We start from the raw sequence: 21122 nt of genomic DNA, 5'->3' as shown, positions 1-21122 counted from the left end.
GTGAGGATGTCGACCCGGTCCGTCACGCCGTGCAGTTCGTGCCCCGGCCGCGCGGGCCGACGAAGCCGACCGCGTGCGAGTCGTCCACCATGACCATGGCGTCGTGGCGTTCGGCCAGGTCGCAGATCTGGTCGAGCGGGGCGAGGTAGCCGTCCATGGAGAAGACACCGTCGGTGACGATCAGCCGGCGGACCTGGCGCCGGTTCGACAATGTGGTGCGCATCCATCCGCACCACGAGGAGGGGTACCGCCAGATGTTGCAGGCGCTCTGTGCCAAGTGGATGGGCGGCGACGAGGAGATGTTCACCTTCGCCCGGGAGGCGGTGGCGCAGGCCCCCGCGGGCAGCCCGCTCGGAATGCTGATCCCCACCGCCCATCTGGAGCACGTCATGAGGCACGAGGGGGACTCCGACGGCTACCTCGCCCGTCCCGACGTGCTGGCCGAACTGCACGCCGCCGCCGATCGGTCGGTCCGCCACCCGGCCTTCGCCCGCCGCCCCGGCTGGCCGCTGGCGCCGAACATGTTCGCGTTCGTCTTCGCCATGGCCGACCAGCACGCGGCGGCGGCCGACCAGTTCCAGATGATCGGCGACATCGTGACCGACTGGCCGTGGACGCTGTTCGACGAACCCGGCCAGACCTTCCGCGACTTCCGCGCCGCGGCGTACCGGAGATCAGGCCGCTGACCGGTCCGGAGGGGCGCCTGTAGCTTGTAGACGGTCACGTTCGGCGACGGGTGGTCAACCGGCCGAGAGAAATACCTGTTGCGAAACTGTCGGACCCCAGTGGTAGAAAACAAGTTCGATGCAGGCGTTGACTTCGGCCGGGGGCCATGTCGTGACCATGAACAATTCGGAGTTCCACGTATCCGGGCCGCGCTACGACCGGCGCGGCCCGGTTCGCTGGCTCTGGTCCCATCTGCGCCGTCATCCGACGCAGCTGGCCGGGTTTCTCGGCGGGTCGCTGGTCATGGTGGTGCTCAACGCCGTGGTTCCCCAGCTGACCGGCGTGGCCTTCGACGCCGTGCTGGACGGGCGCGGCGACTCCTCGTCCGTGCTGGGCGTGATCGCGCTGGCGCTGCTGGCGATCGTGCTGGGGCGCGGGCTGTTCGACCTGGTCGCGCGGCTGTCGAGCGAGGTCCTGGCCAAGCGGCTGGAGCGCGACGCCCGCGACGAGCTCTACGTGAGCCTGCTCGGCAAGAGCCAGACCTTCCACAACCGGCAGCGGATCGGCGACCTCATGGCCCGGGCGGCCAACGACATCCGGCAACTCTCCATCATGGTCACGCCGGGCGCCGACCTGATCGTCGACTCCAGTCTGAACGGCCTGGTGCCCTTCTTCTTCATCGCCGCGATAGACCCGCGCCTGCTGCTGGTGCCCGGCATCTTCGCGATCACCTTCGCCGTCGCGCTCCGGCACTACATGCGGCAGCTCAACCCGGTGGCGACCCGCATGCGCGAGCAGTTCGGCGACCTCAACGCGGGGCTGAGCCAGGCCGTGCGCGGCATCGAGGTCATCAAGGTGACCGCGCAGGAGGGGCAGGAACGGCGGCGGTTCCGCGCCCAGGCGCGCCTCTACCGCGACTCCTTCGTGCGCAACGGCTTGGTTCAGGCCCGCTACCTGCCCACGCTCCTGTTCGCGCTGGCGATGGCGGGGGCGCTGTGGCACGCGCTCCACCTGCACGGCACGGGAGCGATCACCATCGGCGAGTTGGTCGCCTTCATGGGGCTCATGGGCATGCTGGCCTTCCCGACGCAGATTTCGATCTTCACTTTCTCGCTGCTCCAGATCGGCATCGTGTCCAGCCGCCGGATCCTGAGCATCATCAACTCCGAGATGGAGCTGGAGCAGCGGGCCGACGGCCACGCCGCCCCCATCAGGGGGGAGATCGTCTTCGACGACGTGACGTTCGGCCATGACGAAGGGGAGCCGGTGCTGCGTGGGGTGACGTTCACCGTGCGGCCGGGGGAGACGGTGGCGATCGTCGGTGAGACCGGGTCCGGCAAGAGCACGCTGACGAAGCTGGTTCCCCGGATCTATGACGTCACCTCGGGCCGGATCCTCGTGGACGGCGTCGACGTACGCGACTGGGACCTCGACTCGCTGCGTTCCCAGCTGTCCACCATCGAGCAGGACATCATGCTCTTCTCCCGGACGGTGGCCGAGAACATCGCCTTCAGCCAGGGCCAGCGGGCCGACCGCGAGTCCGTGGTCAGGGCGGCGGAGGACGCCCAGGCCGCCGAGTTCGTGGCCGAGCTCGACGACGGCTACGACACGGTCATCGGCGAGCGTGGCGTCACCCTTTCCGGAGGCCAGCGCCAGCGCCTGGCCATCGCGCGGGCGCTGCTGACCGATCCCGCGATCCTCGTCCTCGACGACTCGACCAGCGCCATCGACTCCGCCACCGAAGACAAGATCCAGCAGGCGATCGGCCGCGTCCTCGACGGCCGCACCACGCTCATGATCACCCACCGGCTCTCCCAGATCCGGTGGGCGGACAAGGTCCTGCTGCTCAGGCGCGGCGAACTGGTCGACTACGGCACCCACGACGAGCTGCTGTCGCGCAGCCGTCTCTACCGGCGGATCTTCGCCCACTACGACGAGATCACCGACCCGGCCGGGGCTCCGGTCCTGGCGAGCGAGCAGGAGGTGGCGTTCTGATGGGCTTCATCATGGACGGCCTCGACGCCGAAGACTACGACCGCGGCTACCGCGACCGTGACCTGCTCCGCCGGATCGCGTCCTACTTCCGGCCCAGACTGGGCGCGATGTTCCTGGTCGCGGCCATGATCGTGCTGTCCTCGCTGAGCCAGGCGGCCATGCCGCTGGTGGCCAGCTGGGGCGTGGACGCGATCGAGGACGGCACGATCGCCGCGGTGGGCTGGCAGCTCATCGCCGCTCTCCTGTTCGCGGGGGTGCTCGGCTGGCTGTTCAACTTCGTGCGGCAGGCGTACAGCGCGAAGGTCACCGGCGACGTCGTGCTGCGGCTGCGCGAGGACGCGTTCGACGCCGTGCTGGAACGCGACCTCTCGTTCTACGACGAGACGCCGTCAGGCAGGATTGTCAGCCGGGTGACCTCCGACACCGACGACTTCGCCACGGTGTCCACGCTGACGATGGACCTGATCAGCCAGGTGCTGATGGTGGGGTTCGTCACGGTCATGCTGTTCCTGCGCAGCATCGAACTGGCTCTGGTGACGATGCTGATCGTGCCGATCGTGGTGGGTCTGGCGCTGCTCTTCCGGCGCATGGCCAGGGCCGGCACCCGCAGGGCGCAACGTTCGCTGAGCCGGGTCAACGCCAACCTGCAGGAGACCATGGGCGGCATCGCCGTGGCCAAGAACTTCCGCCAGGAGCGGCAGGTCTACGACGAGTTCCAGCCCATCAACCGGCAGAGCTACCAGGTGACGCTCAGGCAGGGCTACGTCTTCTCGGCCATCTTCCCGGTGCTCTTCCTGGTGGCCGGGGTGGCGACGGTCGCGCTCGTGCAACTGGGCGGCACGGCCGTGCTCACGGGCGGCCTGTCCGCCGGCGACTGGTACCTCTTCCTGCAGGGAGTATCGCTCTTCTGGTTCCCGCTGACGTCCATCGCCGCCTTCTGGTCCCAGTTCCAGCAGGGCCTGTCCGCCTCCGAGCGGGTCTTCGCGTTGATCGACGCCACGCCTCGGGTGGTGCAGACCGCCGCCGAGCCCGCCGGTGAACTGGCCGGCCGCATCGAGTTCCGGGACGTCACCTTCGGCTACGACCCGGCCCATGCCGTGCTACGGAACTTCAACCTCGTCATCGAGGCCGGTGAGACCGTGGCGCTCGTCGGCCACACCGGCGCGGGCAAGTCGACGCTCAGCAAGCTGATCACCAGGTTCTACGAGTTCCAGGAAGGCCGCCTGCTGATCGACGACCGCGACATCCGGACCCTGGATCTGGCCGGTTACCGCAGGCAGATCGGCGCGGTGCCGCAGGTCCCCTTCCTGTTCAGCGGCACGGTGGCCGACAACATCCGCTACCCGAGACCGGAGGCGAGCGAAGAAGAGGTGCTCGCCGCCGCGGCGGCGGTCGGCGGCGGCGACTGGCTCGACGCCCTGCCTCACGGCCTGCGAACCGACGTCGGCGAAGACGGCCGCGCCCTGTCCATGGGCCAGCGTCAGCTCGTCGCCCTGGCCCGGCTGCTCATCCAGAATCCGGCTATCGTGGTTCTGGACGAGGCCACGGCCAGCGTCGACCCGCTGACCGAGGCCCAGATCCAGGAGGGACTCGACGTGGTACTGGCCGGCCGCACCTCGATCGTCATCGCGCACCGCCTGTCCACGATCGAGCACGTCGACCGCATCATCGTGCTGGACCACGGCCAGATCGTCGAAGAAGGCGACCACATGACGCTCCTGGCCCGCGGGGGCCGCTACTGCCAGGTCTACAACACCTACTTCCGGCACCAGTCACCCAACTATCGAGTCGGCACCGGCTTCGTCCCTGTCGGCGGCGATCCGATGCCGCTCCAGCCTTGAGCGGAAGCGGTCACCGGCTGCTCCCGCTTGGCGCGACACACGCGTCCACCACCAGGCTCGGATTTACCATCGGTCGCCATTCGACTGGTTTGTGCCACAGCGCCAGCGCACTGCTGGCCGTTGGACGAGCGTTCTCGTCGAGTCGGACCTGTCGGATTGAACGGCTATGGTGCAGCCGTGACCGATTCCATCCGGCGTCCGCTGCTCTTCCTAGACGTCGACGGACCCCTCATTCCATTCGGGGCGGCACTATGGCAGTACCCGACTTATCGGACCGACGAAGAGCCAGAGAGTTCCGGCTCGAATCCACTTCTGGGCAGGATCAATCCCGCGCACGGGCCTCGGCTGGCGGCACTACCGTGCGATCTGATCTGGGCCACGACGTGGCTGGACGACGCGAACGAGTGCATCGCACCGCGGATCGGCCTTCCGCGGTTGCCGGTGGTCACCTGGCCGGAACCATCCGATGCCGATGAACAGGACGCACGGAACGGGGTGCACTGGAAGACCCGCGCCCTTGTCGACTGGGCGGCAGGGCGCGCGTTCGCGTGGGTGGACGATGAGATCACTGATACAGATCGAGCCTGGGTATCCGCACACCATCGAGGAGCTGCCCTGCTCCATCGTGTCGACCCCAGTCAGGGACTCGGCGACGCCGACTATGTCGCACTGGACGAGTGGTTGCGGACTTGCTGAAGGGTGTGCCGGGTCGGGCGCGGTTTCGGGTCATTGTGCTGGAGGCTGGTCGCGCCAGGAGTAGGTCACGTCCGGTTCGCCTGGTTCGTCGTCGAGTTCGGACACGGTGAAGCCGTGTCGTTCGTAGAAGCGGCACGCGCCCGCGTTGCGCTGGAAGGTGTGCAGGCGCAGCCCTTCGGGTCTGGCGCGTTGGGCATGGACGATCAGGTCGGTGCCGATGCCCTGACGTTGGAAGCCGGGTGTCACGAAGAGGTGGCCGAGCTGGTCGATGCTGAGTGTGGCGAAGGCGACGATCTGGCCGCGCAGTTCGGTGACCCATAGTTCGTGGCTGTAACCGCATGCCAGGAAGCCGCTGATCCATTCAGGGGTTCCGGCGTCTGGTTCGGTGTCCCGCAGGTATGGCATGTCGGCCGTGGCGGCTAAGAAGACTCCGCGGACTGCGGCGGCGTCGTCGAGCCACCCACGCCGGATCTGCGGCGAGACGAGGTCGTTCACCTTCACCACCTCCGCTGCACCGCCATCACTGGCTGCGGTTCCGTACACAACCGAGGGCCGACGCAATCGGCCCTCGGGCGGCCGGCATTCTCGAAGGTACCGGCGTGCGGGGTTCCACGCCGATGTGGCCGAGGCGCTAAATGCGTACCGGCAGGGTTTCCAGGCCGTGTAGCAGCATGGCGCCGCGCCAGCGCAGTTGAGCCGGGTCGCCGACAACGGTGAGATCGGGGAATCGGGCGAGCAGGGCGCCGATGGCGATCTCTGCCTCCAGCCGGGCCAGGGGAGCGCCCACGCAGTGGTGGGCGCCGTGGCCGAAGGCGAGGTGGCCGGTGGCGTCCTGGTCGACCCGCAGGTCCTCCGCGTGGGGGAAACGGTCTTCGTCCCGGTTCGCTCCGGCCAGGGAGACCAGCACGAAGTCGCCTTCCGGGATGGGCACCCCGCCGACCTCGGTGCCGCGCAGGGCGAACCGGACGGTCGCGAGGGTGATGGGGCCGTCGTACCGGAGGAACTCCTCGACGGCGCCCGGCAGCAGGTCCGGGCGGGCCCGCAGCAGGTCCCGTTGCTCCGGATTGCGGTGCAGGGCCAGTACGGCGTTGCCGATGAGGTTGACCGTCGTCTCATGCCCGGCGACCAGCAGCAGGAACGCCATGGCCAGCATCTCGCGATCGTTCAGTGGGTTGTCGCCGGCAGTGACGAGGTCGCTGAGCAGGTCGTCGCCGGGGGCCGCGCGTTTGGCGGCCACGAGCTGGCCGAGGTAACCGGCCAACGCCATGGCCGCCGCCCCGGCCTGTTCGGAGTCGAGCCGGGCCATCGAGGTCGACCAGGACCGGAAGTCGTCCTGGTCTTCCTTGGGTACGCCGAGGAGATCGCAGATGATGGTGATGGGCAGCGGGAACGCGTACACGGAGAGCAGGTCGGCCTCGCCGAGGGCGGCTAAGTCGTCGAGCAGGGTGGCGGCGACCTGTTCGATCCGGGGGCGCAGTTCCCGGACGCGGCGGCTGGTGAAGGCGCGGCCGATGTGGCGGCGCAGCCGGGTGTGCTCGGGCGGGTCGCTGTTGAGCAGGTGCTCCGACAACGCGCCGCCGATGTCGAGCCCGGCCAGGGCCAGCGTGTACGGGTCGAACCGGGCGCGGGCGGTGTGGATGTCCTTGCTGAGGGCCGGGTCGGTGAGGGCCTCGCGGGCCTCCTGATATCGGGTCACCATCCACATGCGCTGGCCTTGGGGGGTGAGGATCTCCCGCACCGGGCCGGTTTCGCGCAGCAGCGCGAAGGTCCCGTGCTGGTCCTGTAAGAAGTCGGGTCCGAGGTCATGGGGGGTCGTGGTCAACTGGAGCACCTACCCGTTCACGTGGTGGAGATGCCACTGGGCACGGTGGGTGCGGCTCTGCACCGTGCCGACCGGAACGCCCAGCAGCTCGGCGATCTCAGTTTCGGCGAGTTCCCCGAAGCACGCCAGCCGCATCTGCCGCTCCATCCGGCCGAGTGCGATTTCACCTGGGCGCGCCACAGCTGCGCTCGTTACGGGGAACCGCTGGAGCACCGTTCCCCCTTGGGCGCGCGGGCGCTGCTGCCGGCCCGGCACTGGCCCCTTGCGACGGGTGGGCGTCCGTCGGCGTTTCGGGGGTGTGCCGTGGGCTCCGCGCCTTCTCCTGGGATCTCAGTCGTCCAGGACGCCGTAGCCGGATGCCCGGAACAGGAAGGAGGCCCAGGACCGGTAGGGCCGCCACGCCTCGGCCAGCTTCCGGTACGCGGTCGGCGGCGCGTCCTCCGGCAGGCCGTAGAGTTCGCGCAGGATCGCGAACAGGCGCGGCTCGTCGCCCGGGAACGCGTCCGGCGCGCCCGCGCCGCGGATCAGGATCAGGCCGGCGGAGAACGGCCCCACGCCCGCCAGTGTCCGCAGTTCGGCCAGGGCTTCCGCCGGATCGACCGAGCGCAGATGCTCGGCGGTGAGCACCCCGTCCAGCGCCGCGCGGGCCAGCCCGCGCAGCCATTCCTCCTTCTGTACGGGCAGGCCGAGACCGCCGGCCTCCAGCAGCGTCACCGGCGGCGGGAAAACAGGGTACGCATGCCCGTCCACGGTGACCTCCGCGCCGTACCGCTCCGCGATGCGCTGCTTGATCCGGGCGGCGATCAGCATCGACGAGCGCTGCACGATCACCGCCCAGCACGCCGCCTCCCACGGGCTCCAGAAGCACACCGGCCGCAGGCCGGGACTGCGGCGCTGCAGGTCACCGAGCACCGGATCGGCTTCACCGACTTCGCCGAAGCCCGTACCGTCCACGTCAAGGGAGAGGATTCGCGCCACCTCGCCCCGGATCCCAGGCCCGGCGGCCCGCGTCGTGGCGACGGCCACCCCGCCCGGCGCGGACGTCACGGTCACGCCGATCGGCAGCCAGTCGGACTCCGCGCAATAGGCGAAACGCAGCGCCCGCCCATGGGAAGGCAGCGCGCTGGTGGCCGGCCAATCCTCCACGAAGCGTAACGACGCACCGAATTCGAACGGGCCTTTGGCGGTGAGCGTGAATCCGTGCGCGGTCATGCGCGTATGTTAGGGCCGCCCGGCTCGGCTAACGCCAGCGCGGCAAAGGTGACCTGGTAGTGGCCGTAGCAGGGCTTTCGCAATGCATATGGGCCTCTCAGCCCACTGCGCCCGTCATACGTTGCCCCGCAGTGAAGGTTCCTGAGGACGAGTGCCTCCGGTCCGTTTCTGGTTGTCCCCACCGCTGCAATCCCACAACATGATTCTGCTGCCTGGCTTGTCAATCGTGCCGAGGTCAGCGTCGAGACACCGGCCACGCGCCTGGTTGTACATGCGCGGATCGCCGGTCAGGTCGGCGTGAGCCGGCGTTCCAGTCAGCAGGACGGGACTGGCTACAACGAACAGCACGACCGACATCATCGCGCTTCGAACCCACAGTCTTCTGCCTTGCATTCTCACCATTGGATTGCTCCTGTCGTCGGCCGCCCTTACGGCTGCTTCCTTGCTGTCGTCGGAGCGCCAGCCAACGGTTCACGGCTTGAGGCAGAGAGCGAGTCTGCGGTTCGTCCTTCGTGGCCGCGACGCGAAGTTCACCGCAGCGTTCGATGCGGTGTTCATCTCGCTCGGCGCCCGCGTCATCAAGACGCCGTACGCGCGCCTGGAGCGAACGCGATCGCTGAACGCTGGATCGGTACCGTCCGACGCGAACGCACCGACCGGATACTGATCAACGGTGCCGGGCACGACAGTCAGACGATTAACCAGGATTCACGCTGCTCAGGCGACTTTCACGGAGTGGTCGCCGAAGTCGGCCACCACGTCCAGGGTTCCGCCCAGGGCGGTGACGTAGGCGCGCAGGATGTCCAGACCGCCGATCTGGCCGTGCTCGATCTGGGATACGCGCGCCTGGGAGATGCCCATCCGTTCGGCGAGGAGCTTCTGGGAGACGCCCAGACGTTTGCGCATCTCGGCGAGTTGGGTGCCGCGCAGTTCTGCCCGTAGTTGCTCGCGGCTGGCCTCCCGGGCGGTGATCCGCTCAGGGGAGTCCCAGTCGGGGTCGCTCTCACGGATCTTGGCCTTGGTGTCGGACCACTTCACGAACTCGCTCATCGCTGTTCCTCCTTCTCCTTCTCGGCTCGGTATGCCGCGTAACGTTCCTCCGCAAGGGGGATGGCGGCGCGGTACCACCGTCTCCATTCCCCGGACTGGTCGCCGGCGACCAGAACGATCGCCTCCCGCGTGGGATCGAAGACGAACAGCAGCCGGATTCTCCGCCTCACCAGGGACACGCGGCCGCAGCTCTTTGAGGTTGTGCAGGACGCGTGAGTGGTGGATCCGGTCGACCAGCGGGCGGCCGAGCTTCGGGCCCTGCAGCGCGAGTTCGTCCAGCGCTTCTTCGATCTTCTCGGCGGTGGCGGGGTCGTTCTTGCAGATGTCGAGAAACCAGGCGTTCACCTCGGTGTGCAGCGTGATCTCCTATGCCATGCTGCCAATATAACGGATCCTTATATCGTGGAGGCACTCGCGCGGCCTCCAGTTGGTTTCTGCTCCGAGTGCTGTGCGAGCTCTCCTGCCTCGGCATCCGCTGACATGATCGGCTCGGCGTGCTCCTGAAGGAGTGGCACGCAACTTGATCTGGTCGGACGATTGACGCGGCGGTTCTCGCCGCCCTTCCTCACTTGATGTTACTTAGTGTTATCTAGTAGATACTATGAGTAATCGGCGTGGACTGTCCGTATGCCCTCCGGAGGAGCTGGTCGCTGCCAGGCACCGTGATCCGTATCCGTACTTCGCCTGGTTGCGTGCGCACGCTCCGGCCTATCGTGAGGTCAGCCCGAGTGGGCTGCCGGTCTGGCAGATCACCAGGTACGACGACGTGCGTGATCTGCTGGCCGATCCCCGCCTGAGCAAGCGGCCCGCCACGACCGGGCGCGCCTGTCCCACCGGCCCGGCGGGCTTGCAGGACAATCTGGTCAACGCGGACCCGCCAGAGCACACTCGGCTGCGGAAGCTGGTCAACAAGGCGTTCGTGCCCGCTCAGGTCAAAGCGCTCGAACCGCTCATCCAGGCCACCGCGGAAGACCTCCTCGACCGGATGCCGCCGGGGACGGCCGACCTGATCGACGACTTCGCGGCTCCGCTGGCGTTCTCGATGATCCGTACCATCCTGGGCGTGCCCGACGACCTGGACACCCCCGAGTTGCGCGGCATGCTGCTGGACACGCTCACCTACGACGCGGCGGGCAGCGATGGCAAAGCCGACCTGGACCGGCGTCTGCACGCCTACCTGGCCGAGCTGATCGCGCGCAAACGCCGCGAAGGCGGCCACGGCAGCGGCGACCTGCTGATGCATCTCATCGCCGCCTGCGACGAGGCCGGGAACCTGACCGAGCGGGAACTGATCGGCACCGCCTACATTCTGCTCCTGGTCGGCCAGGACACCACCGTCAACCTCATCGGCAACGGCACGCTGGCCCTGCTCCGCCACCGCGACCAGCTCGACCTGCTGCGCGAGCGGCCCTACCTGATCGACAGCGCCATCGAGGAACTGCTGCGCTATGACGCCCCGGTCCGCAAAGCCACCTTCCGCGCCGCCGCCGAACCGCTCCCACTGCACGGCACGACCATCCCCGCCGGGGACGTCGTCAGCCTGGTCATCGCCTCCGCCAACCGCGACCCCGACCGCTTCGAGCGCGCCGACGAACTCGACCTGACCCGCACGCCCAACGACCACCTGTCCCTGGGCCGAGGTCCGCACTTCTGCGTGGGCGCCGCACTGGCCCGCCTCGAAGGCCGCATCGCCTTCCCCCTGCTCCTACGCCGGCTGGGCCACATCGAACTGGCCGTCCCACCCGAATCGCTGACCTGGCGCCCTTCCCGCGTCATGCGCGGCCTGACCCACCTGCCCATCTCCTGGACTTCCCCAGCGGTACGGCGTGGCCGCCCATGCTGACCCCGTCACCCCAGCAGCTCCGCGTCACCGACTTCGACCACCTGGGCCACATATCGGCCCCTCGCCTGCTCGAACTCGTGATCAACGCCGGCTACGACGTCCTCCCCCCGGCCGCCTGGGTGATCAGCCATCAGGAGATCACCTATCGGCAGCCGCTCACCCGGGAAGCCGCCGCCCGCCGATCGATCGAGGTGCACAGCGAGATCAGGAGAACCGGCCGCACCAGCCTCACCCTCGCCAAACGACAGGACCGGGACCGTCGCCCGGGGCGAGCTCAGGAACTTCAAAGGCGGGGCACTGAGGTCAAGCCCGCCAGATCGGCGCTCACCTGCCAGAGCCGTGCGGCGGCGGCCTGGTCGTAGCTGCGGGTAGCGGAGCTCTTGGGTTTGCCGTTGGCGAAGTAGCGGCCCGTCACCTGCTGGAGATCGGGAGCGGCCGCCACGTGGATCGACGTGGCGGCGCCCTGGGCCGGGGTCTTCATGAAAGGCCGCATGAACGGGACGAGCAGGCGCTGTACGCGGCCGGGATCCTCGGCTCCGAAGGAGGTGCTCACCACGCCGGGGTGTAGCGCGTTCGCGGTGACAGAGGTGGCCCGCAGTCTCCTGGCCAGCTCGTAGGTGAACAGCAGATTGGCGAGTTTGGACTGGTTGTAGGCCAGCGCGCGACCCGGGCGCTGAGCGCCGAAACCGGCTGAACCGCGAGCAGGTGCTGAGGGCCGCGGTAGCCCTGGCCGACACGGACGGGATCGAGTCGCTCACCATGCGCAAGCTCGGCGAGAAACTCGGGATCGAGGCGATGTCGCTGTACAACCACGTGGCCAACAAGGGCGACCTGGTCGACGGCATGATCGACGCTGTCTTCGGCGAGATCGAGCTGCCAGCCGGTGAAGCCGGCTGGAGGACGGCCATGCGCCGCCGGGCGATCTCGATCCGCGCGGCCCTGTCGCGTCACCCCTGGGCGGTCGGGCGAATGGAGTCGCGGGCCACGCCCGGGCCCGCGACGTTACGACACCACGACGCTGTGCTCGGAACCCTGCGGGGCGCCGGCTTCTCGATCGCCATGGCGGCTCACGCCTATTCCGTCCTGGACAGCTACATCTACGGATTCGCCATGCAGCAGCCGAACCTGCCGTTCGACACTCCGGCGGAGACGGCGAAGGTCGCGCAAGCGATCATGGCGCGCTTCGCCTCCGGCGAATATCCCCACCTCACCGAACTCACCGTCGAGCATGTCCTCCAGCCCGGGTACGACTACGGCGACGAGTTCGAGTTCGGCCTCGACCTGATCCTGGACGGCCTCGACCGGGCCCGCCGCCTGACCTGACCGCCAGCCGTCGATCACGCCCAGGCATGAGTTCGGCCGGAAGGCGGGGCATCGCGGCCGGGGACGCCATCCCCGGCCGCGCGGAGCGTCGGGGCGGGTTGATCGGCGGTGGGTACGGAATGATGTTCAGTGAGTTGCCTTCGGGAGGAGCCTGGTATGCGGGTCGGCGTCGTTTTTCCCCAGACGGAGATCGGGGGAGACGTGGGAGCGGTGCGCGCCTACGGGCAGCGGGTGGAGGAGCTCGGGTTCGGGCATGTGATGGCTTACGATCACGTGATCGGCGCCGATCCGGAGGTTCACCAGGGGTGGCGGGGGCCGTATGACGTGGACACCAGCTTTCACGAGCCGATGGTGCTGTTCGGCTATCTCGCCGCGCTGACCTCGCTGGAGATGGTGACCGGGATCATCATCCTGCCGCAGCGGCAGACGGTGCTGGTGGCCAAGCAGGCGGCTGAGGTCGATCTGCTCACCGGCGGGCGGTTCCGGCTGGGGGTGGGGCTGGGGTGGAACCGGGTGGAGTACGAGGCGCTCGGCCAGGACTTCTCGACGCGGGGGAGGCGGATCGAGGAGCAGGTCATGCTGATGCGCCGGCTCTGGACCGAGCGGTCGTTCAGCTTCGAGGGCGAGTTCGACCGGGTGACCGGGGCCGGGCTGGCCCCGCTGCCGGTGCAGCGGCCGATTCCGGTCTGGTTCGGGGCCCAGTCGCCGCCGGCGTACCGGCGGGCCGGGCGGCTCGCCGACGGGTGGTTCCCGCAGATGGCCCCCGGTCCCGAACTGGCCGAGGCCAAGGCGGTCGTCGACCAGGCCGCCACCCTGGCGGGCCGCGACCCCGTCGCGCTCGGCATGGACGGCCGCCTCCAGTGGCGCGGCGATCCGGACGGGCTCGCCGACTTGGCCAGTCGGTGGCGCGAGTACGGTGCGACTCACATCAGCATCAACACGATGAACGCCGGCCTCAGCACCGTCGACGACCACTTGGCCGCCCTGGAACACGCCGCCGCCGCCCTCGGCCTGGGCGACGTGTAAGCGTTCTCGATACCGGCATTGGGGCCGGCACCGCCCCCAGGTGGTGGCTCGGGAATCCGGGTCGGTGGCTTGCCTTTGACGTATGGGTCAGGGGTTAACCTCGCGCAGTCGTAATCGAGCCTCGCGAGGAGAGCTTTGTGCCCGGTCTGCCTGATGTGTCCCGTGAAGTGCGCCTTGTTGCCGTGCCCGCCGGGTTGCCGACGCCGGCGGACTTCGCCGTCGTCGAGACGCCGGTGCCGGTGCCGGGGGAGGGCGAGTTGCTGGTCAGGAACCGTTTCTTTCACGTGTTCGCGGCGTTGCGGACGCTGATCGGTGGAAGCGTCGCGGGGGCGCCGTTTCCTGGGCTGCAGCCCGGCGACACCCTGTTCGGAGCGGCGATCGGCGAGGTCGTCGCCGCTGCCGGGGACGGCGGGCCTCGTCCGGGCGAGCTGGTCTCGCACTGGCTGGGCTGGCGCGAGTACGCGGTCGTGCCCGCCGCGGCGTGTTCCCTGCTGGGCGACGCACTCCCCGACCCCGTCGCGCACCTGGCGCAGGGGCGGACCGCTTACGGCGCGCTGACCCGTGGCGCGCGAGTCCGTCCGGGGGACACGGTGTACGTCTCGGGCGGGGCGGGTTCGGTGGGATCGATGGCGGGGCAGATCGCCCGGCTGCTCGGCGCGGGGAGGGTGATCGGCAGTACCGGCTCGCCGGAGAAAGCCGACCGGATGGTCTCGGAACTCGGCTACGACGCGGTCCTGATCCGCGGCGAGGATCCTGTCGCGGAGCAGCTGGCCAAGGCCGCACCGGACGGCATCGACGTGTTCTTCGACAACGTGGGTGGCGAAGAGCTGCGGGCGGCCGTCGCGGCGGCCCGGCGGGATGCGCGTTTCGTCCTGGTCGGAGCGCTGTCGGGGCAGCTTTCCGAGGGCGGCACCGGCACGACGGCCCCGGTCGAGTTCGACTCCTTCCAGTTCCTCATCAAGCAGGTCACGATGCGCGGCTACAGCGCGCAGGGCGACCTCGGGGTCCAGGCGGAATGGCTCGACCGGTTCGCCGGCTGGCTGCGGACGGGCGACGTCACCTTCCCGTACGTCCGCGTCGACGGCATCGAAAACGCGCCCCGGGCGTTGCACGAAACGCTGAGCGGACGGCATATCGGGACCGTCGTGGTGGCACCGTAGACCCAGGAGGACCGATGCGGATCGGCGACGCGGCGGCAGCGGCCGGGACCACACCCCGCGCCCTGCGCTTCTACGAGCAGAACGGCCTGCTGCCCCCGCCGCGCCGATCCGTCACCGGCCAGCGCCAGTACGGCCCACGGGACGTCGCCCGCGTCCGCGTCATCCGGGAGCTGCTCTCGCTCGGGCTCACCGTGGCGGACTTGCGTGACTGCGCGGACCGCCTGGACCTGCTGGAAGAGGACACACTCCCGCCGTACGGAGCGCCGGGCCCGTGCGCGAAACCCACCGGGGTCGCGCAGCGCCGGATCGCCGCCCTGAACGAGGAGATCGCCCGCCTGGCCCGGCTCCGCGATCAACTGGCAGCCCGGGTGGGCCCAGGCGAAGCCTCGTCTCCCGAGACAGTGGGCTCGATCGTTGCCCGTACTCATGCTGGGGATTTGCCTTCTCGCGGGTGACCTTCCGCTGATTTCGTGCTTAGCCTGGAATTTGAATCATGCGCCGTGCTGGCCAATCCCGGGAAATCCATTGCGACGCTCCGTGGTCCCAGGGCTGGTGGCCTCAGGGCCCGGACGAGTCCGGTTATGGAGTGATTCTCATGCACAGACGACTCATCGGTACCGGCGTCCTGCTGGCGCTGGCCGTGCTGGCCGTGTCGCCGACCCTGCACATGGACTGGGACGACGACTGGGACGACGACTGGGACGATGACTGGGACGACGACTGGTAGAGATCACGCCACGTCCCAGTCCTGTTCGCCCCGCGGGGAAGCCTCTCGCGGGGCGACGCCGTCCCCGGGCGAGATAGGTCGACATTTCCACTGATCGCCACCGGCTGTTATCGTCATTTGGACGATTATGGAGGTCATGGTGGCGCTGTCCGATGTGCTGGGTCCCTGCTGGAGCCCGCGATCACCCTCGGTGGCGTCTCGACCAGCTGGGCCGAGTTACTCGGGTTCGCGACAGGGGCGCTCACCGTCTGGCTGGTGGTCCGCCAGCACGTCTGGAACTGGCCGATCGGGGTGGCGAACGTCATCCTGCTCGGGCTCGTGTTCCTGACCGTCGGCCTGTACGCGGACGCCGCACTGCAGATCGTCTCGCCGCCGACCTGATCTACATCCCGCTTTACGCGTACAAGGAGCTCTATCTCACCAGCGCCCTTTACGTGCTCTTCCTGGCGTTGTGCGTCGCCGGGCTGCGCGCCTGGCGCCACGACCTGGCCGCCCGGCCCGCTCCCGCCGCGGTGCCCGCCACATGACCGGTACGCACGCGCGCGGTCTCATAGTCGGCAAGTTCTATCCACCGCACGCCGGTCACCACCACCTCATCGACACCCGCCGCCACCCGCTGCGCCCTCGTCACCGTGATCGTGGCGGCGTCGAGCGTGGAGAGCATCCCCCTGGCCTGCCGGACGGCCTGGCTACGGGAAGCGCACCCGCAGCCGAACGTGGTCGTGGCGCCCGTTGTCGACGACATCGAGATCGACTACGACGACCCGGAGATCTGGGCCGCGCACGTCGAGGTGTTCCGGCACGCGCTGGCGCTGGCCCACGGCGCGCGAGGCCCCGAGGTCGACGCCGTGTTCTCCTCCGAGGCGTACGGCCCCGAACTGGCCCGCAGGTTCGCGGCCGAGCACGTCGCGGTCGACCCCGGGCGGGAACGTCACCCGGTGAGCGGCGCTCTGGTCCGGGCGGACCCCGTGGCCGGCTGGCCCTGGCTGACCCCGGCCGTGCGAGCCCATCTCGCCTGGCGCGTGGTGGTCGCAGGCGCCGAGTCGACCGGCACGACCACCCTCGCCCGCGCGCTCGCGGAGCACTACTCGGCTCGCGGCGGCGTCTGGGCCACGACCCGCTGGGTGCCCGAATACGGCAGGACGTACTGCGAGGAAAAACTGGCCGTGGCCCGCCGGACCGCCAAGGCGGCGGGAGAGCCGGAACCCTGGCTGGACGACCTCCGGTGGGATCCGGCGGAGTTCACGCTGATCGCGGAGAGGCAGCTCGCGTGGGAGGAGGCGGCCGCGCGGGTGGGATCCCCGCTGCTGTTCTGCGACACAGACGCCCTCAGCACGGCCCTCCGGCACGAACGCTACCTCGGCACGGTGAGCCAGGAGGTCCTCCGCGTCGACGAGCGGGCCCGGCACGACCTGTGGATCCACACGAGCGTGGACGGCATGCCGTTCGAGCAGGACGGCTGGCGCGACGGCGAGCACATCCGCCATGCGATGGACCTGCGCTTCCGCCACGAACTCGCCGGACTGCCGCACGTCGTCGTGAGCGGAACGCACGAGAAGCGCCTGGCCACCGCGGTCCGGGCCGTGGACGCCCTCGTCGCCGCCGGCCGCCCCTTCGCGCGGCCGCTCCAGCCTGAGCCGCCGCTCCAGCCTGAGCCGCCGCTCCAGCCTGAGCCGCCGCTCCCGGCCGCGTCGGAGCTGCCGGCCGATGATCAGCGACGCCCCTGACCGTTCGGGACCGCACGCTGTGCGCGTACCGGATCGGGAGGCTGGCATTCTGGATCGGTGGGATTCACTCGCGAGGAGCTTGACGCGTTTCGCGGCGGCACGCTGCCCGACCTGCTGGGGCCCGACGTCCGGCTGCTGTTCGTCGGCATCAACCCCGGCCTGTGGACGACCGCCGTGCAGGCGCATTTCGCCCGGCGGGGCAATCGTTTCTACCCCGCGCTGCTCCGCGCGGGCATCGTCGACCGGCTGATCGACGCGTCCGCGGGATACACCCCCGGCGACCTCGCGCACCTGCGGGCGAGAGGCATCGGCATCACCAACATCGCCGCAAGGACGACCGCGCGCGCCGACGAGCTGAGCACCGAGGAACTGATCGCCGGCGGCCGGTCGCTGGCCGAGCGGGTCCGGCAGATCGGCCCGAACGTGGTGGCGATCCTCGGCATCACGGCCTACCGCACGGCTTTCGCCCGCCCGAGAGCGGTCACCGGCCCCCAAGAGGAAGATCTCGGGGGCGCGCGGCTCTGGGTCGTGCCGAACCCCAGCGGGCTCAATGCCCACAGCACGGTCGCCAGCCTGGGCGACGCCTACCGCGAGGCCGCGCTGGCGGCGGGAATCGAAATACACGAGGCCGCCGGCTGAGTCTCAGAGGCGGCGGTACAGGTGCGCCGAGACGGCCGACAGCCACCCCCAGATGATCAGGATCCCGGCCAGGAAGGCCACGTTCGCCCAGGCCGCGCCGCCGCCGGCCGCGACGGACCCGAAGGCCAGCAGGAACACGATCCCGGTGGTCGCGGAATAGGCCGCCCAGCCGGTACTGCCTTCGGCCGCGAACCGCCGCGCGAGGATCACACAGGCCGCGATCATGGCCAGGAAGCCGACCGCCCCGCAGACGAAGTGCATGGTCCCGTGCCAGGTCACGACCCCGGGCCCGTCGGGCGTCCCCACCGGGAACCCCAGCGCCGGATCCGCCCTGAAGATCGCGGCGCCGACCAGGCTCACGCCGTACACGCCGATCAGCCAGGAGGCCCAGCCGCCGACGGCACGGCCGAAGCCGACGGCGGCGGCGACGCAGGCCAGCCCCGCGACGACGAAGTTGACGATCTGGATCCAGCCGAGGTCGCCGTTGGCCAGGAAACTCCACGGGTGCCGGGCCAGGTCGAAGCCCTCCCGGGTGAGCGCCTGGGCCAGGCCGACCGTCACGTACACGGGTCCGGCGATCACGCCGTAGCCCAGAAGCGACTTGGTGAGGCTGGTCCGAGGGTCGCAGGTGACCTGCTGAGTCATGTCCTTCTCCTTGCGAGTCCGGGGCGTTCTCGCCCCGCTGACCACGCTTCGAAGGAGATGACGGCGTTTCGACAGCTTCGGAGAGAATTCTTCGAAGAATCACTTCAGATCGGTGAGGACGCGGTCGAGGAGCCCGCACAGCGTCTCCAGTTCGCCGGGGCTGAGCCCGGAGAACCAGGTGGCGACCGTCGCGTGGTCGCCGATGTTCCGCTCGCGCCAGTACTCCGCGTTGGCCGAGGTCGTCACCAGCCTGCGCCTGCGCCGGTCGGCCGGGTCGGCGGCGATCTGGAGCATCCCCTTGCGCTCCAGGGACGCGACGAGCTGGGCGACATTCTGGTGCGTGCTGCCGAGCCCGGCCGCCGCCTCCTTGAGCGACGGTTCGCCGAGCGCCTCCACCACGGTCAGCAGCGCGGCCTGCTGCGTGGTGAGCCCGTCCCCGCGCAGCCGGTCGTCCATCAGGTAGCGCAGCCGCTGGGCGAGGGCGAGAACCGCCCGGAACGCGTGCACGTGCGGCTCGGGGGCCTTGTACGGCTCAGACATAGGCAATATATTACCTAATATGATCGCCCTTGTCCCCCATTGCGGATACCTGTCGGAGACCTCGCGGATGCTGGACCTCTACCGCGCGCTCCGCCGCCGTGGCGCCCAGGTCAGGATCGCCACCCACGGCGGCACGCACGAGAACCAGCTCCGGGTGCCCTGCGACATCATCGAGCCGCGTATGGACCACGAACGCTGCGCCAGCTTCGTCCGGAACGGCATCGGGCTCGGCCCGCCGGACCAGAGCATGTACGGCGACGACGAGCTGCGCGAGCACGCGCTGGCCGAGGCCGCGTACTTCCGGGAGCACGGCGTCACGGTCGCGGTCAGCGGGTTCGCGCTGAGCACGCTGCTGTCCACCCGGCTGGCCGGGATCAAGCTGGTGGCCGAGCACGCGGGCAGCTGGGTGCCCCCCGTGCTCGAACCGAGGGTCATGGAGGTCACCGGATACTGCGCCGGCTTCAACCGGGTGGCCGCCGAACTCGGCGTGCCCGGGATCCGCAGCCTGCCCGAACTGCTGTGCGGCGACCTGACGCTCGTCACCGAGGTGCCGCAGGTGCTCGGCCTCCCCGCCGATGAGCTGGGGGACGGGTTCCGCTACACCGGCCCGCTGTTCGCCCACCTCGACCTGCCGGTTCCTGAGCGGGTGTCCGCGTTCCTGGACCTGCCCGGACCGGTCGTCTACGTCGCGCTCACGTCCGCGCCGCCCGACCTGATCAGGCGCATCGTCGGGCAGTTGCGCACCCGGGTGCTGGTCGCGGCGACCGTACACGACCTGTCCGATCTGGCCGGAGACGACGTGCTGGTGGAGGGCGTGCTGCCGAGCCACCTGATCATGCCGAGGGTCGACCTCGCGATCACCACGGGCGGGCAGGGCAGCGTCCAGACCGCGATGGCGTCCGGGACGCCGCTCATCGCGGTGCCCCTCCAGCCTGAGCAGCAGCACAATGTCGGCCTGCTCCAGCGGCTCGGGGCGGCGGAGCTGATCGACCTCGACCAGGTCGGCCCGCAGGCCGACAAGCTGCTTGCCAGCGAGTCCCATCGCGCCGCCGCGCGGCTGATCAAATCCTGGTACGACCAGGTCGACGGCCCGGACCTGGCCGCGGAGGCGATCATGGAGTTCGCCGGCGAAAAATATGTCGCGCCTCCGGCGGATCCTTCGTAGCCTCATCCGCATGTACTGCATCTGCATGATTCGTATGCGCAGCAGCCGGGCTCTGGCTCGCTAGCTTCGCAGGACGCGAGCCCAGGGCCCATCGAGATCCCATTCATCTCGAGGACCCGAGAGGGCTTTTTGCTGTGGCGCAGAATTTCGCGCACGGAAACTATTCACACACCCAGAAGAAGGTCAGGAACGGCGGCGGCCGCACGCCCAGAGATCGGGCGCGGCGTGAACTGTCGCAGAACTTCCTGGTCGATCGCCATGCCGTGGAAATGGTGGTCAAGGCGGCCCGGCCGAGCGGCCTCATTCTCGAACCGGGCGCCGGTAGGGGAGTACTCACGACAGCCCTGGCCGGAACGGGCGCCGAGGTCGTGGGCTACGAGATCGACCCGCTGCTGGTGGCCGAACTCAGGGCCAGGACCAAACTGAAGATCGTCAAGGCCGACTTCACCACGATCCGGCCGCCGCGGGAACCGTTCGCGGTGGTGGGGAACATCCCGTACTCGATCACCTCCGAGATCGTGGACTGGTGCCTCCGGGCGCCGGAGCTGACCTCCGCCACCCTGCTCACCCAGCTGGAGTACGCCCGCAAGCGGAGCGGCGACTTCGGCAGGTGGAGCCTGGTGACGGTGGAGAGCTGGCCGTGGTTCTCGTGGGAGCTGCTCGGCCGGATCGGCAGGGACAGCTTCCGGCCCGTCCCGTCCGTCGACTCGGCGATCCTGCGGATCGAGCGGCGGCCCGAACCGCTGGTCCACGACGGCGCAGCCTGGCAGGAGCTGGTGGAGCTGGGCTTCTCCGGCGTCGGCGGATCGCTGTACGCCTCGCTCCACCGGCACTACGGCGATGCCGGCCCGGCCTTCGACCTGGCCGGCATCGCCCGGGACACGGTGGTGGCGTTCGTCCATCCCGACCAGTGGGTGACGCTGTTCGCCTCCCTGCGGCACTGAGAGGGGTCACCGGCTGACTCACTGCGGTGGTCAGCCGGTGATGGGGCCGTCACCGAATCTTGTTCCAGCGGTCCGCCTATGATCCCTGGGAACGAGAGGTG

General features: G+C 69.2%; 29 protein-coding genes. 19 read left to right on the top strand and 10 right to left on the bottom strand.

All coding sequences use genetic code 11. From position 1 onward, the window contains the following. Positions 1-22 precede the first annotated feature (22 nt). The gene (locus Acor_RS46635) at positions 23-157 is read right to left on the bottom strand and encodes an aminotransferase class I/II-fold pyridoxal phosphate-dependent enzyme (RefSeq protein ID WP_425542246.1); all 135 of its coding nucleotides are present in this window, start codon (positions 155-157) and stop codon (positions 23-25) included. On the opposite strand from Acor_RS46635, the gene Acor_RS44110 reads away from it, so the two are divergent. From Acor_RS44110 to Acor_RS44105, 4 genes are all read left to right on the top strand, one after another. After that, positions 156-686, top strand: a complete 531-nt coding sequence (locus tag Acor_RS44110; RefSeq protein WP_170316826.1) for a hypothetical protein — start codon at positions 156-158, stop codon at positions 684-686. The two genes, Acor_RS46635 and Acor_RS44110, sit on opposite strands and share 2 nt — an antisense overlap. Before the next feature lie 157 nt (positions 687-843). Continuing rightward, the gene (locus Acor_RS07780; protein WP_155335875.1) at positions 844-2661 is read left to right on the top strand and encodes an ABC transporter ATP-binding protein; all 1818 of its coding nucleotides are present in this window, start codon (positions 844-846) and stop codon (positions 2659-2661) included. Further along, positions 2661-4502: an ABC transporter ATP-binding protein gene (locus tag Acor_RS07775; RefSeq protein WP_155335874.1), complete on the top strand. Its 1842-nt coding sequence runs from the start codon at positions 2661-2663 to the stop codon at positions 4500-4502. The genes Acor_RS07780 and Acor_RS07775 overlap by 1 nt, the downstream gene beginning before the upstream one ends. Before the next feature lie 177 nt (positions 4503-4679). After that, positions 4680-5198, top strand: a complete 519-nt coding sequence (locus Acor_RS44105; protein WP_155335873.1) for an HAD domain-containing protein — start codon at positions 4680-4682, stop codon at positions 5196-5198. A gap of 30 nt (positions 5199-5228) precedes the next feature. Here the strand turns inward: Acor_RS44105 and Acor_RS07765 are convergent, their stop codons facing one another. The 4 genes from Acor_RS07765 to Acor_RS07750 all read right to left on the bottom strand — a co-directional run bounded on the left by Acor_RS07765 (position 5229) and on the right by Acor_RS07750 (position 8232). Next, positions 5229-5693, bottom strand: a complete 465-nt coding sequence (locus Acor_RS07765) for a GNAT family N-acetyltransferase (RefSeq protein ID WP_155335872.1) — start codon at positions 5691-5693, stop codon at positions 5229-5231. A gap of 136 nt (positions 5694-5829) precedes the next feature. Beyond that, positions 5830-7020, bottom strand: coding sequence for a cytochrome P450 family protein (locus Acor_RS07760; protein ID WP_218034180.1), 1191 nt, complete (start codon positions 7018-7020; stop codon positions 5830-5832). Between the two features lie 9 nt (positions 7021-7029). Next, the gene (locus tag Acor_RS07755; RefSeq protein WP_155335870.1) at positions 7030-7200 is read right to left on the bottom strand and encodes a sigma factor-like helix-turn-helix DNA-binding protein; all 171 of its coding nucleotides are present in this window, start codon (positions 7198-7200) and stop codon (positions 7030-7032) included. Positions 7201-7350: 150 nt separating this feature from the next. Beyond that, positions 7351-8232: a DNA-3-methyladenine glycosylase family protein gene (locus Acor_RS07750; protein ID WP_155335869.1), complete on the bottom strand. Its 882-nt coding sequence runs from the start codon at positions 8230-8232 to the stop codon at positions 7351-7353. Between the two features lie 442 nt (positions 8233-8674). Between Acor_RS07750 and Acor_RS07745 the strand changes: the two genes are divergently transcribed. Further along, positions 8675-8899 (top strand): hypothetical protein, encoded by a 225-nt coding sequence (locus tag Acor_RS07745; RefSeq protein WP_155335868.1) that lies wholly within the window; start codon positions 8675-8677, stop codon positions 8897-8899. Positions 8900-8949: 50 nt separating this feature from the next. Here Acor_RS07745 and Acor_RS07740 read toward each other — a convergent pair whose 3' ends face one another. Together Acor_RS07740 and Acor_RS45860 are read right to left on the bottom strand one after the other, a co-directional pair. Further along, positions 8950-9282 carry a helix-turn-helix domain-containing protein gene (locus tag Acor_RS07740; protein ID WP_155335867.1) on the bottom strand — a complete coding sequence of 111 codons (333 nt, stop codon included), beginning with the start codon at positions 9280-9282 and terminating at the stop codon, positions 8950-8952. Then, on the bottom strand, positions 9279-9452 hold the full coding sequence (locus Acor_RS45860; RefSeq protein ID WP_308805633.1) for a type II toxin-antitoxin system RelE/ParE family toxin: 174 nt from the start codon (positions 9450-9452) through the stop codon (positions 9279-9281). The genes Acor_RS07740 and Acor_RS45860 overlap by 4 nt, the downstream gene beginning before the upstream one ends. Before the next feature lie 49 nt (positions 9453-9501). Between Acor_RS45860 and Acor_RS44100 the strand changes: the two genes are divergently transcribed. The 10 genes from Acor_RS44100 (at position 9502) to Acor_RS46160 (ending at position 15888) form a co-directional block, all read left to right on the top strand. After that, positions 9502-9786 (top strand): hypothetical protein, encoded by a 285-nt coding sequence (locus Acor_RS44100; protein ID WP_246238504.1) that lies wholly within the window; start codon positions 9502-9504, stop codon positions 9784-9786. Between the two features lie 97 nt (positions 9787-9883). Continuing rightward, complete coding sequence (locus tag Acor_RS07730) at positions 9884-11125, top strand: cytochrome P450 family protein (protein WP_155335866.1); 1242 nt, start codon at positions 9884-9886, stop codon at positions 11123-11125. Next, positions 11119-11487, top strand: a complete 369-nt coding sequence (locus Acor_RS07725) for a hotdog family protein (protein WP_155335865.1) — start codon at positions 11119-11121, stop codon at positions 11485-11487. The genes Acor_RS07730 and Acor_RS07725 overlap by 7 nt, the downstream gene beginning before the upstream one ends. A 343-nt stretch (positions 11488-11830) precedes the next feature. Next, complete coding sequence (locus Acor_RS07720; RefSeq protein ID WP_218034179.1) at positions 11831-12448, top strand: TetR/AcrR family transcriptional regulator C-terminal domain-containing protein; 618 nt, start codon at positions 11831-11833, stop codon at positions 12446-12448. Positions 12449-12604: 156 nt separating this feature from the next. Then, complete coding sequence (locus tag Acor_RS07715; RefSeq protein ID WP_155335863.1) at positions 12605-13474, top strand: LLM class F420-dependent oxidoreductase; 870 nt, start codon at positions 12605-12607, stop codon at positions 13472-13474. A gap of 137 nt (positions 13475-13611) precedes the next feature. After that, entirely contained in the window at positions 13612-14634 is a 1023-nt protein-coding gene (locus tag Acor_RS07710; protein ID WP_155335862.1) for an MDR family NADP-dependent oxidoreductase, read from the top strand. Positions 14635-14648: 14 nt separating this feature from the next. After that, positions 14649-15089 (top strand): MerR family transcriptional regulator, encoded by a 441-nt coding sequence (locus tag Acor_RS07705; RefSeq protein ID WP_155335861.1) that lies wholly within the window; start codon positions 14649-14651, stop codon positions 15087-15089. Positions 15090-15229: 140 nt separating this feature from the next. Then, complete coding sequence (locus Acor_RS45370; RefSeq protein ID WP_281353175.1) at positions 15230-15361, top strand: hypothetical protein; 132 nt, start codon at positions 15230-15232, stop codon at positions 15359-15361. 117 nt (positions 15362-15478) lie between these two features. Next, complete coding sequence (locus tag Acor_RS44095; protein ID WP_246238483.1) at positions 15479-15742, top strand: nicotinamide mononucleotide transporter family protein; 264 nt, start codon at positions 15479-15481, stop codon at positions 15740-15742. Continuing rightward, entirely contained in the window at positions 15634-15888 is a 255-nt protein-coding gene (locus tag Acor_RS46160) for a nicotinamide mononucleotide transporter (protein ID WP_422664793.1), read from the top strand. The genes Acor_RS44095 and Acor_RS46160 overlap by 109 nt, the downstream gene beginning before the upstream one ends. Here the strand turns inward: Acor_RS46160 and Acor_RS43080 are convergent. Continuing rightward, positions 15792-16025, bottom strand: a complete 234-nt coding sequence (locus tag Acor_RS43080; protein ID WP_218034192.1) for a hypothetical protein — start codon at positions 16023-16025, stop codon at positions 15792-15794. The genes Acor_RS46160 and Acor_RS43080 overlap by 97 nt on opposite strands. Between Acor_RS43080 and Acor_RS07695 the strand changes: the two genes are divergently transcribed. Together Acor_RS07695 and Acor_RS07690 are read left to right on the top strand one after the other, a co-directional pair. Beyond that, positions 16015-17088: an AAA family ATPase gene (locus Acor_RS07695; RefSeq protein WP_246238482.1), complete on the top strand. Its 1074-nt coding sequence runs from the start codon at positions 16015-16017 to the stop codon at positions 17086-17088. The two genes, Acor_RS43080 and Acor_RS07695, sit on opposite strands and share 11 nt — an antisense overlap. A gap of 57 nt (positions 17089-17145) precedes the next feature. Then, complete coding sequence (locus tag Acor_RS07690; protein WP_155335860.1) at positions 17146-17727, top strand: mismatch-specific DNA-glycosylase; 582 nt, start codon at positions 17146-17148, stop codon at positions 17725-17727. A 3-nt stretch (positions 17728-17730) separates the two neighbouring features. Here the strand turns inward: Acor_RS07690 and Acor_RS07685 are convergent, their stop codons facing one another. Both Acor_RS07685 and Acor_RS07680 read right to left on the bottom strand, forming a co-directional pair. Then, the gene (locus tag Acor_RS07685; protein ID WP_155335859.1) at positions 17731-18372 is read right to left on the bottom strand and encodes a DUF998 domain-containing protein; all 642 of its coding nucleotides are present in this window, start codon (positions 18370-18372) and stop codon (positions 17731-17733) included. 99 nt (positions 18373-18471) lie between these two features. Continuing rightward, positions 18472-18912, bottom strand: a complete 441-nt coding sequence (locus tag Acor_RS07680) for a MarR family winged helix-turn-helix transcriptional regulator (protein ID WP_155335858.1) — start codon at positions 18910-18912, stop codon at positions 18472-18474. A 19-nt stretch (positions 18913-18931) separates the two neighbouring features. Between Acor_RS07680 and Acor_RS07675 the strand changes: the two genes are divergently transcribed. Together Acor_RS07675 and erm are read left to right on the top strand one after the other, a co-directional pair. Continuing rightward, positions 18932-20077 (top strand): glycosyltransferase, encoded by a 1146-nt coding sequence (locus tag Acor_RS07675; RefSeq protein WP_155335857.1) that lies wholly within the window; start codon positions 18932-18934, stop codon positions 20075-20077. 134 nt (positions 20078-20211) lie between these two features. After that, entirely contained in the window at positions 20212-21021 is an 810-nt protein-coding gene (gene erm / locus Acor_RS07670; protein WP_155335856.1) for an ErmE/ErmH/ErmO/ErmR family 23S rRNA (adenine(2058)-N(6))-methyltransferase, read from the top strand. The last annotated feature ends 101 nt before the right edge of the window (positions 21022-21122 follow it).

The sequence above is a fragment of the Acrocarpospora corrugata genome, from assembly GCF_009687845.1.
GTDB lineage: Bacteria > Actinomycetota > Actinomycetes > Streptosporangiales > Streptosporangiaceae > Acrocarpospora > Acrocarpospora corrugata.
Note: the sequence above shows the minus strand (reverse complement) of the source record. Positions and strands in the feature narration are given on the sequence as shown.

Excerpts from the sequence above, each read along its gene's own strand:
- Acor_RS44110 (WP_170316826.1), top strand. The coding sequence starts at position 156 with ATGGAGAAGACACCGTCGGTGACGATCAGCCGGCGGACCTGGCGCCGG.
- Acor_RS46635 (WP_425542246.1), bottom strand. The coding sequence starts at position 157 with ATGGACGGCTACCTCGCCCCGCTCGACCAGATCTGCGACCTGGCCGAA.
- Acor_RS07780 (WP_155335875.1), top strand. The coding sequence starts at position 844 with ATGAACAATTCGGAGTTCCACGTATCCGGGCCGCGCTACGACCGGCGC.
- Acor_RS07775 (WP_155335874.1), top strand. The coding sequence starts at position 2,661 with ATGGGCTTCATCATGGACGGCCTCGACGCCGAAGACTACGACCGCGGC.
- Acor_RS07750 (WP_155335869.1), bottom strand. The coding sequence starts at position 8,232 with ATGACCGCGCACGGATTCACGCTCACCGCCAAAGGCCCGTTCGAATTC.
- Acor_RS07740 (WP_155335867.1), bottom strand. The coding sequence starts at position 9,282 with ATGAGCGAGTTCGTGAAGTGGTCCGACACCAAGGCCAAGATCCGTGAG.
- Acor_RS07730 (WP_155335866.1), top strand. The coding sequence starts at position 9,884 with ATGAGTAATCGGCGTGGACTGTCCGTATGCCCTCCGGAGGAGCTGGTC.
- Acor_RS07725 (WP_155335865.1), top strand. The coding sequence starts at position 11,119 with ATGCTGACCCCGTCACCCCAGCAGCTCCGCGTCACCGACTTCGACCAC.
- Acor_RS07715 (WP_155335863.1), top strand. The coding sequence starts at position 12,605 with ATGCGGGTCGGCGTCGTTTTTCCCCAGACGGAGATCGGGGGAGACGTG.
- Acor_RS07705 (WP_155335861.1), top strand. The coding sequence starts at position 14,649 with ATGCGGATCGGCGACGCGGCGGCAGCGGCCGGGACCACACCCCGCGCC.
- Acor_RS45370 (WP_281353175.1), top strand. The coding sequence starts at position 15,230 with ATGCACAGACGACTCATCGGTACCGGCGTCCTGCTGGCGCTGGCCGTG.
- Acor_RS43080 (WP_218034192.1), bottom strand. The coding sequence starts at position 16,025 with ATGCTCTCCACGCTCGACGCCGCCACGATCACGGTGACGAGGGCGCAG.
- Acor_RS07685 (WP_155335859.1), bottom strand. The coding sequence starts at position 18,372 with ATGACTCAGCAGGTCACCTGCGACCCTCGGACCAGCCTCACCAAGTCG.
- Acor_RS07680 (WP_155335858.1), bottom strand. The coding sequence starts at position 18,912 with ATGTCTGAGCCGTACAAGGCCCCCGAGCCGCACGTGCACGCGTTCCGG.
- Acor_RS07675 (WP_155335857.1), top strand. The coding sequence starts at position 18,932 with ATGATCGCCCTTGTCCCCCATTGCGGATACCTGTCGGAGACCTCGCGG.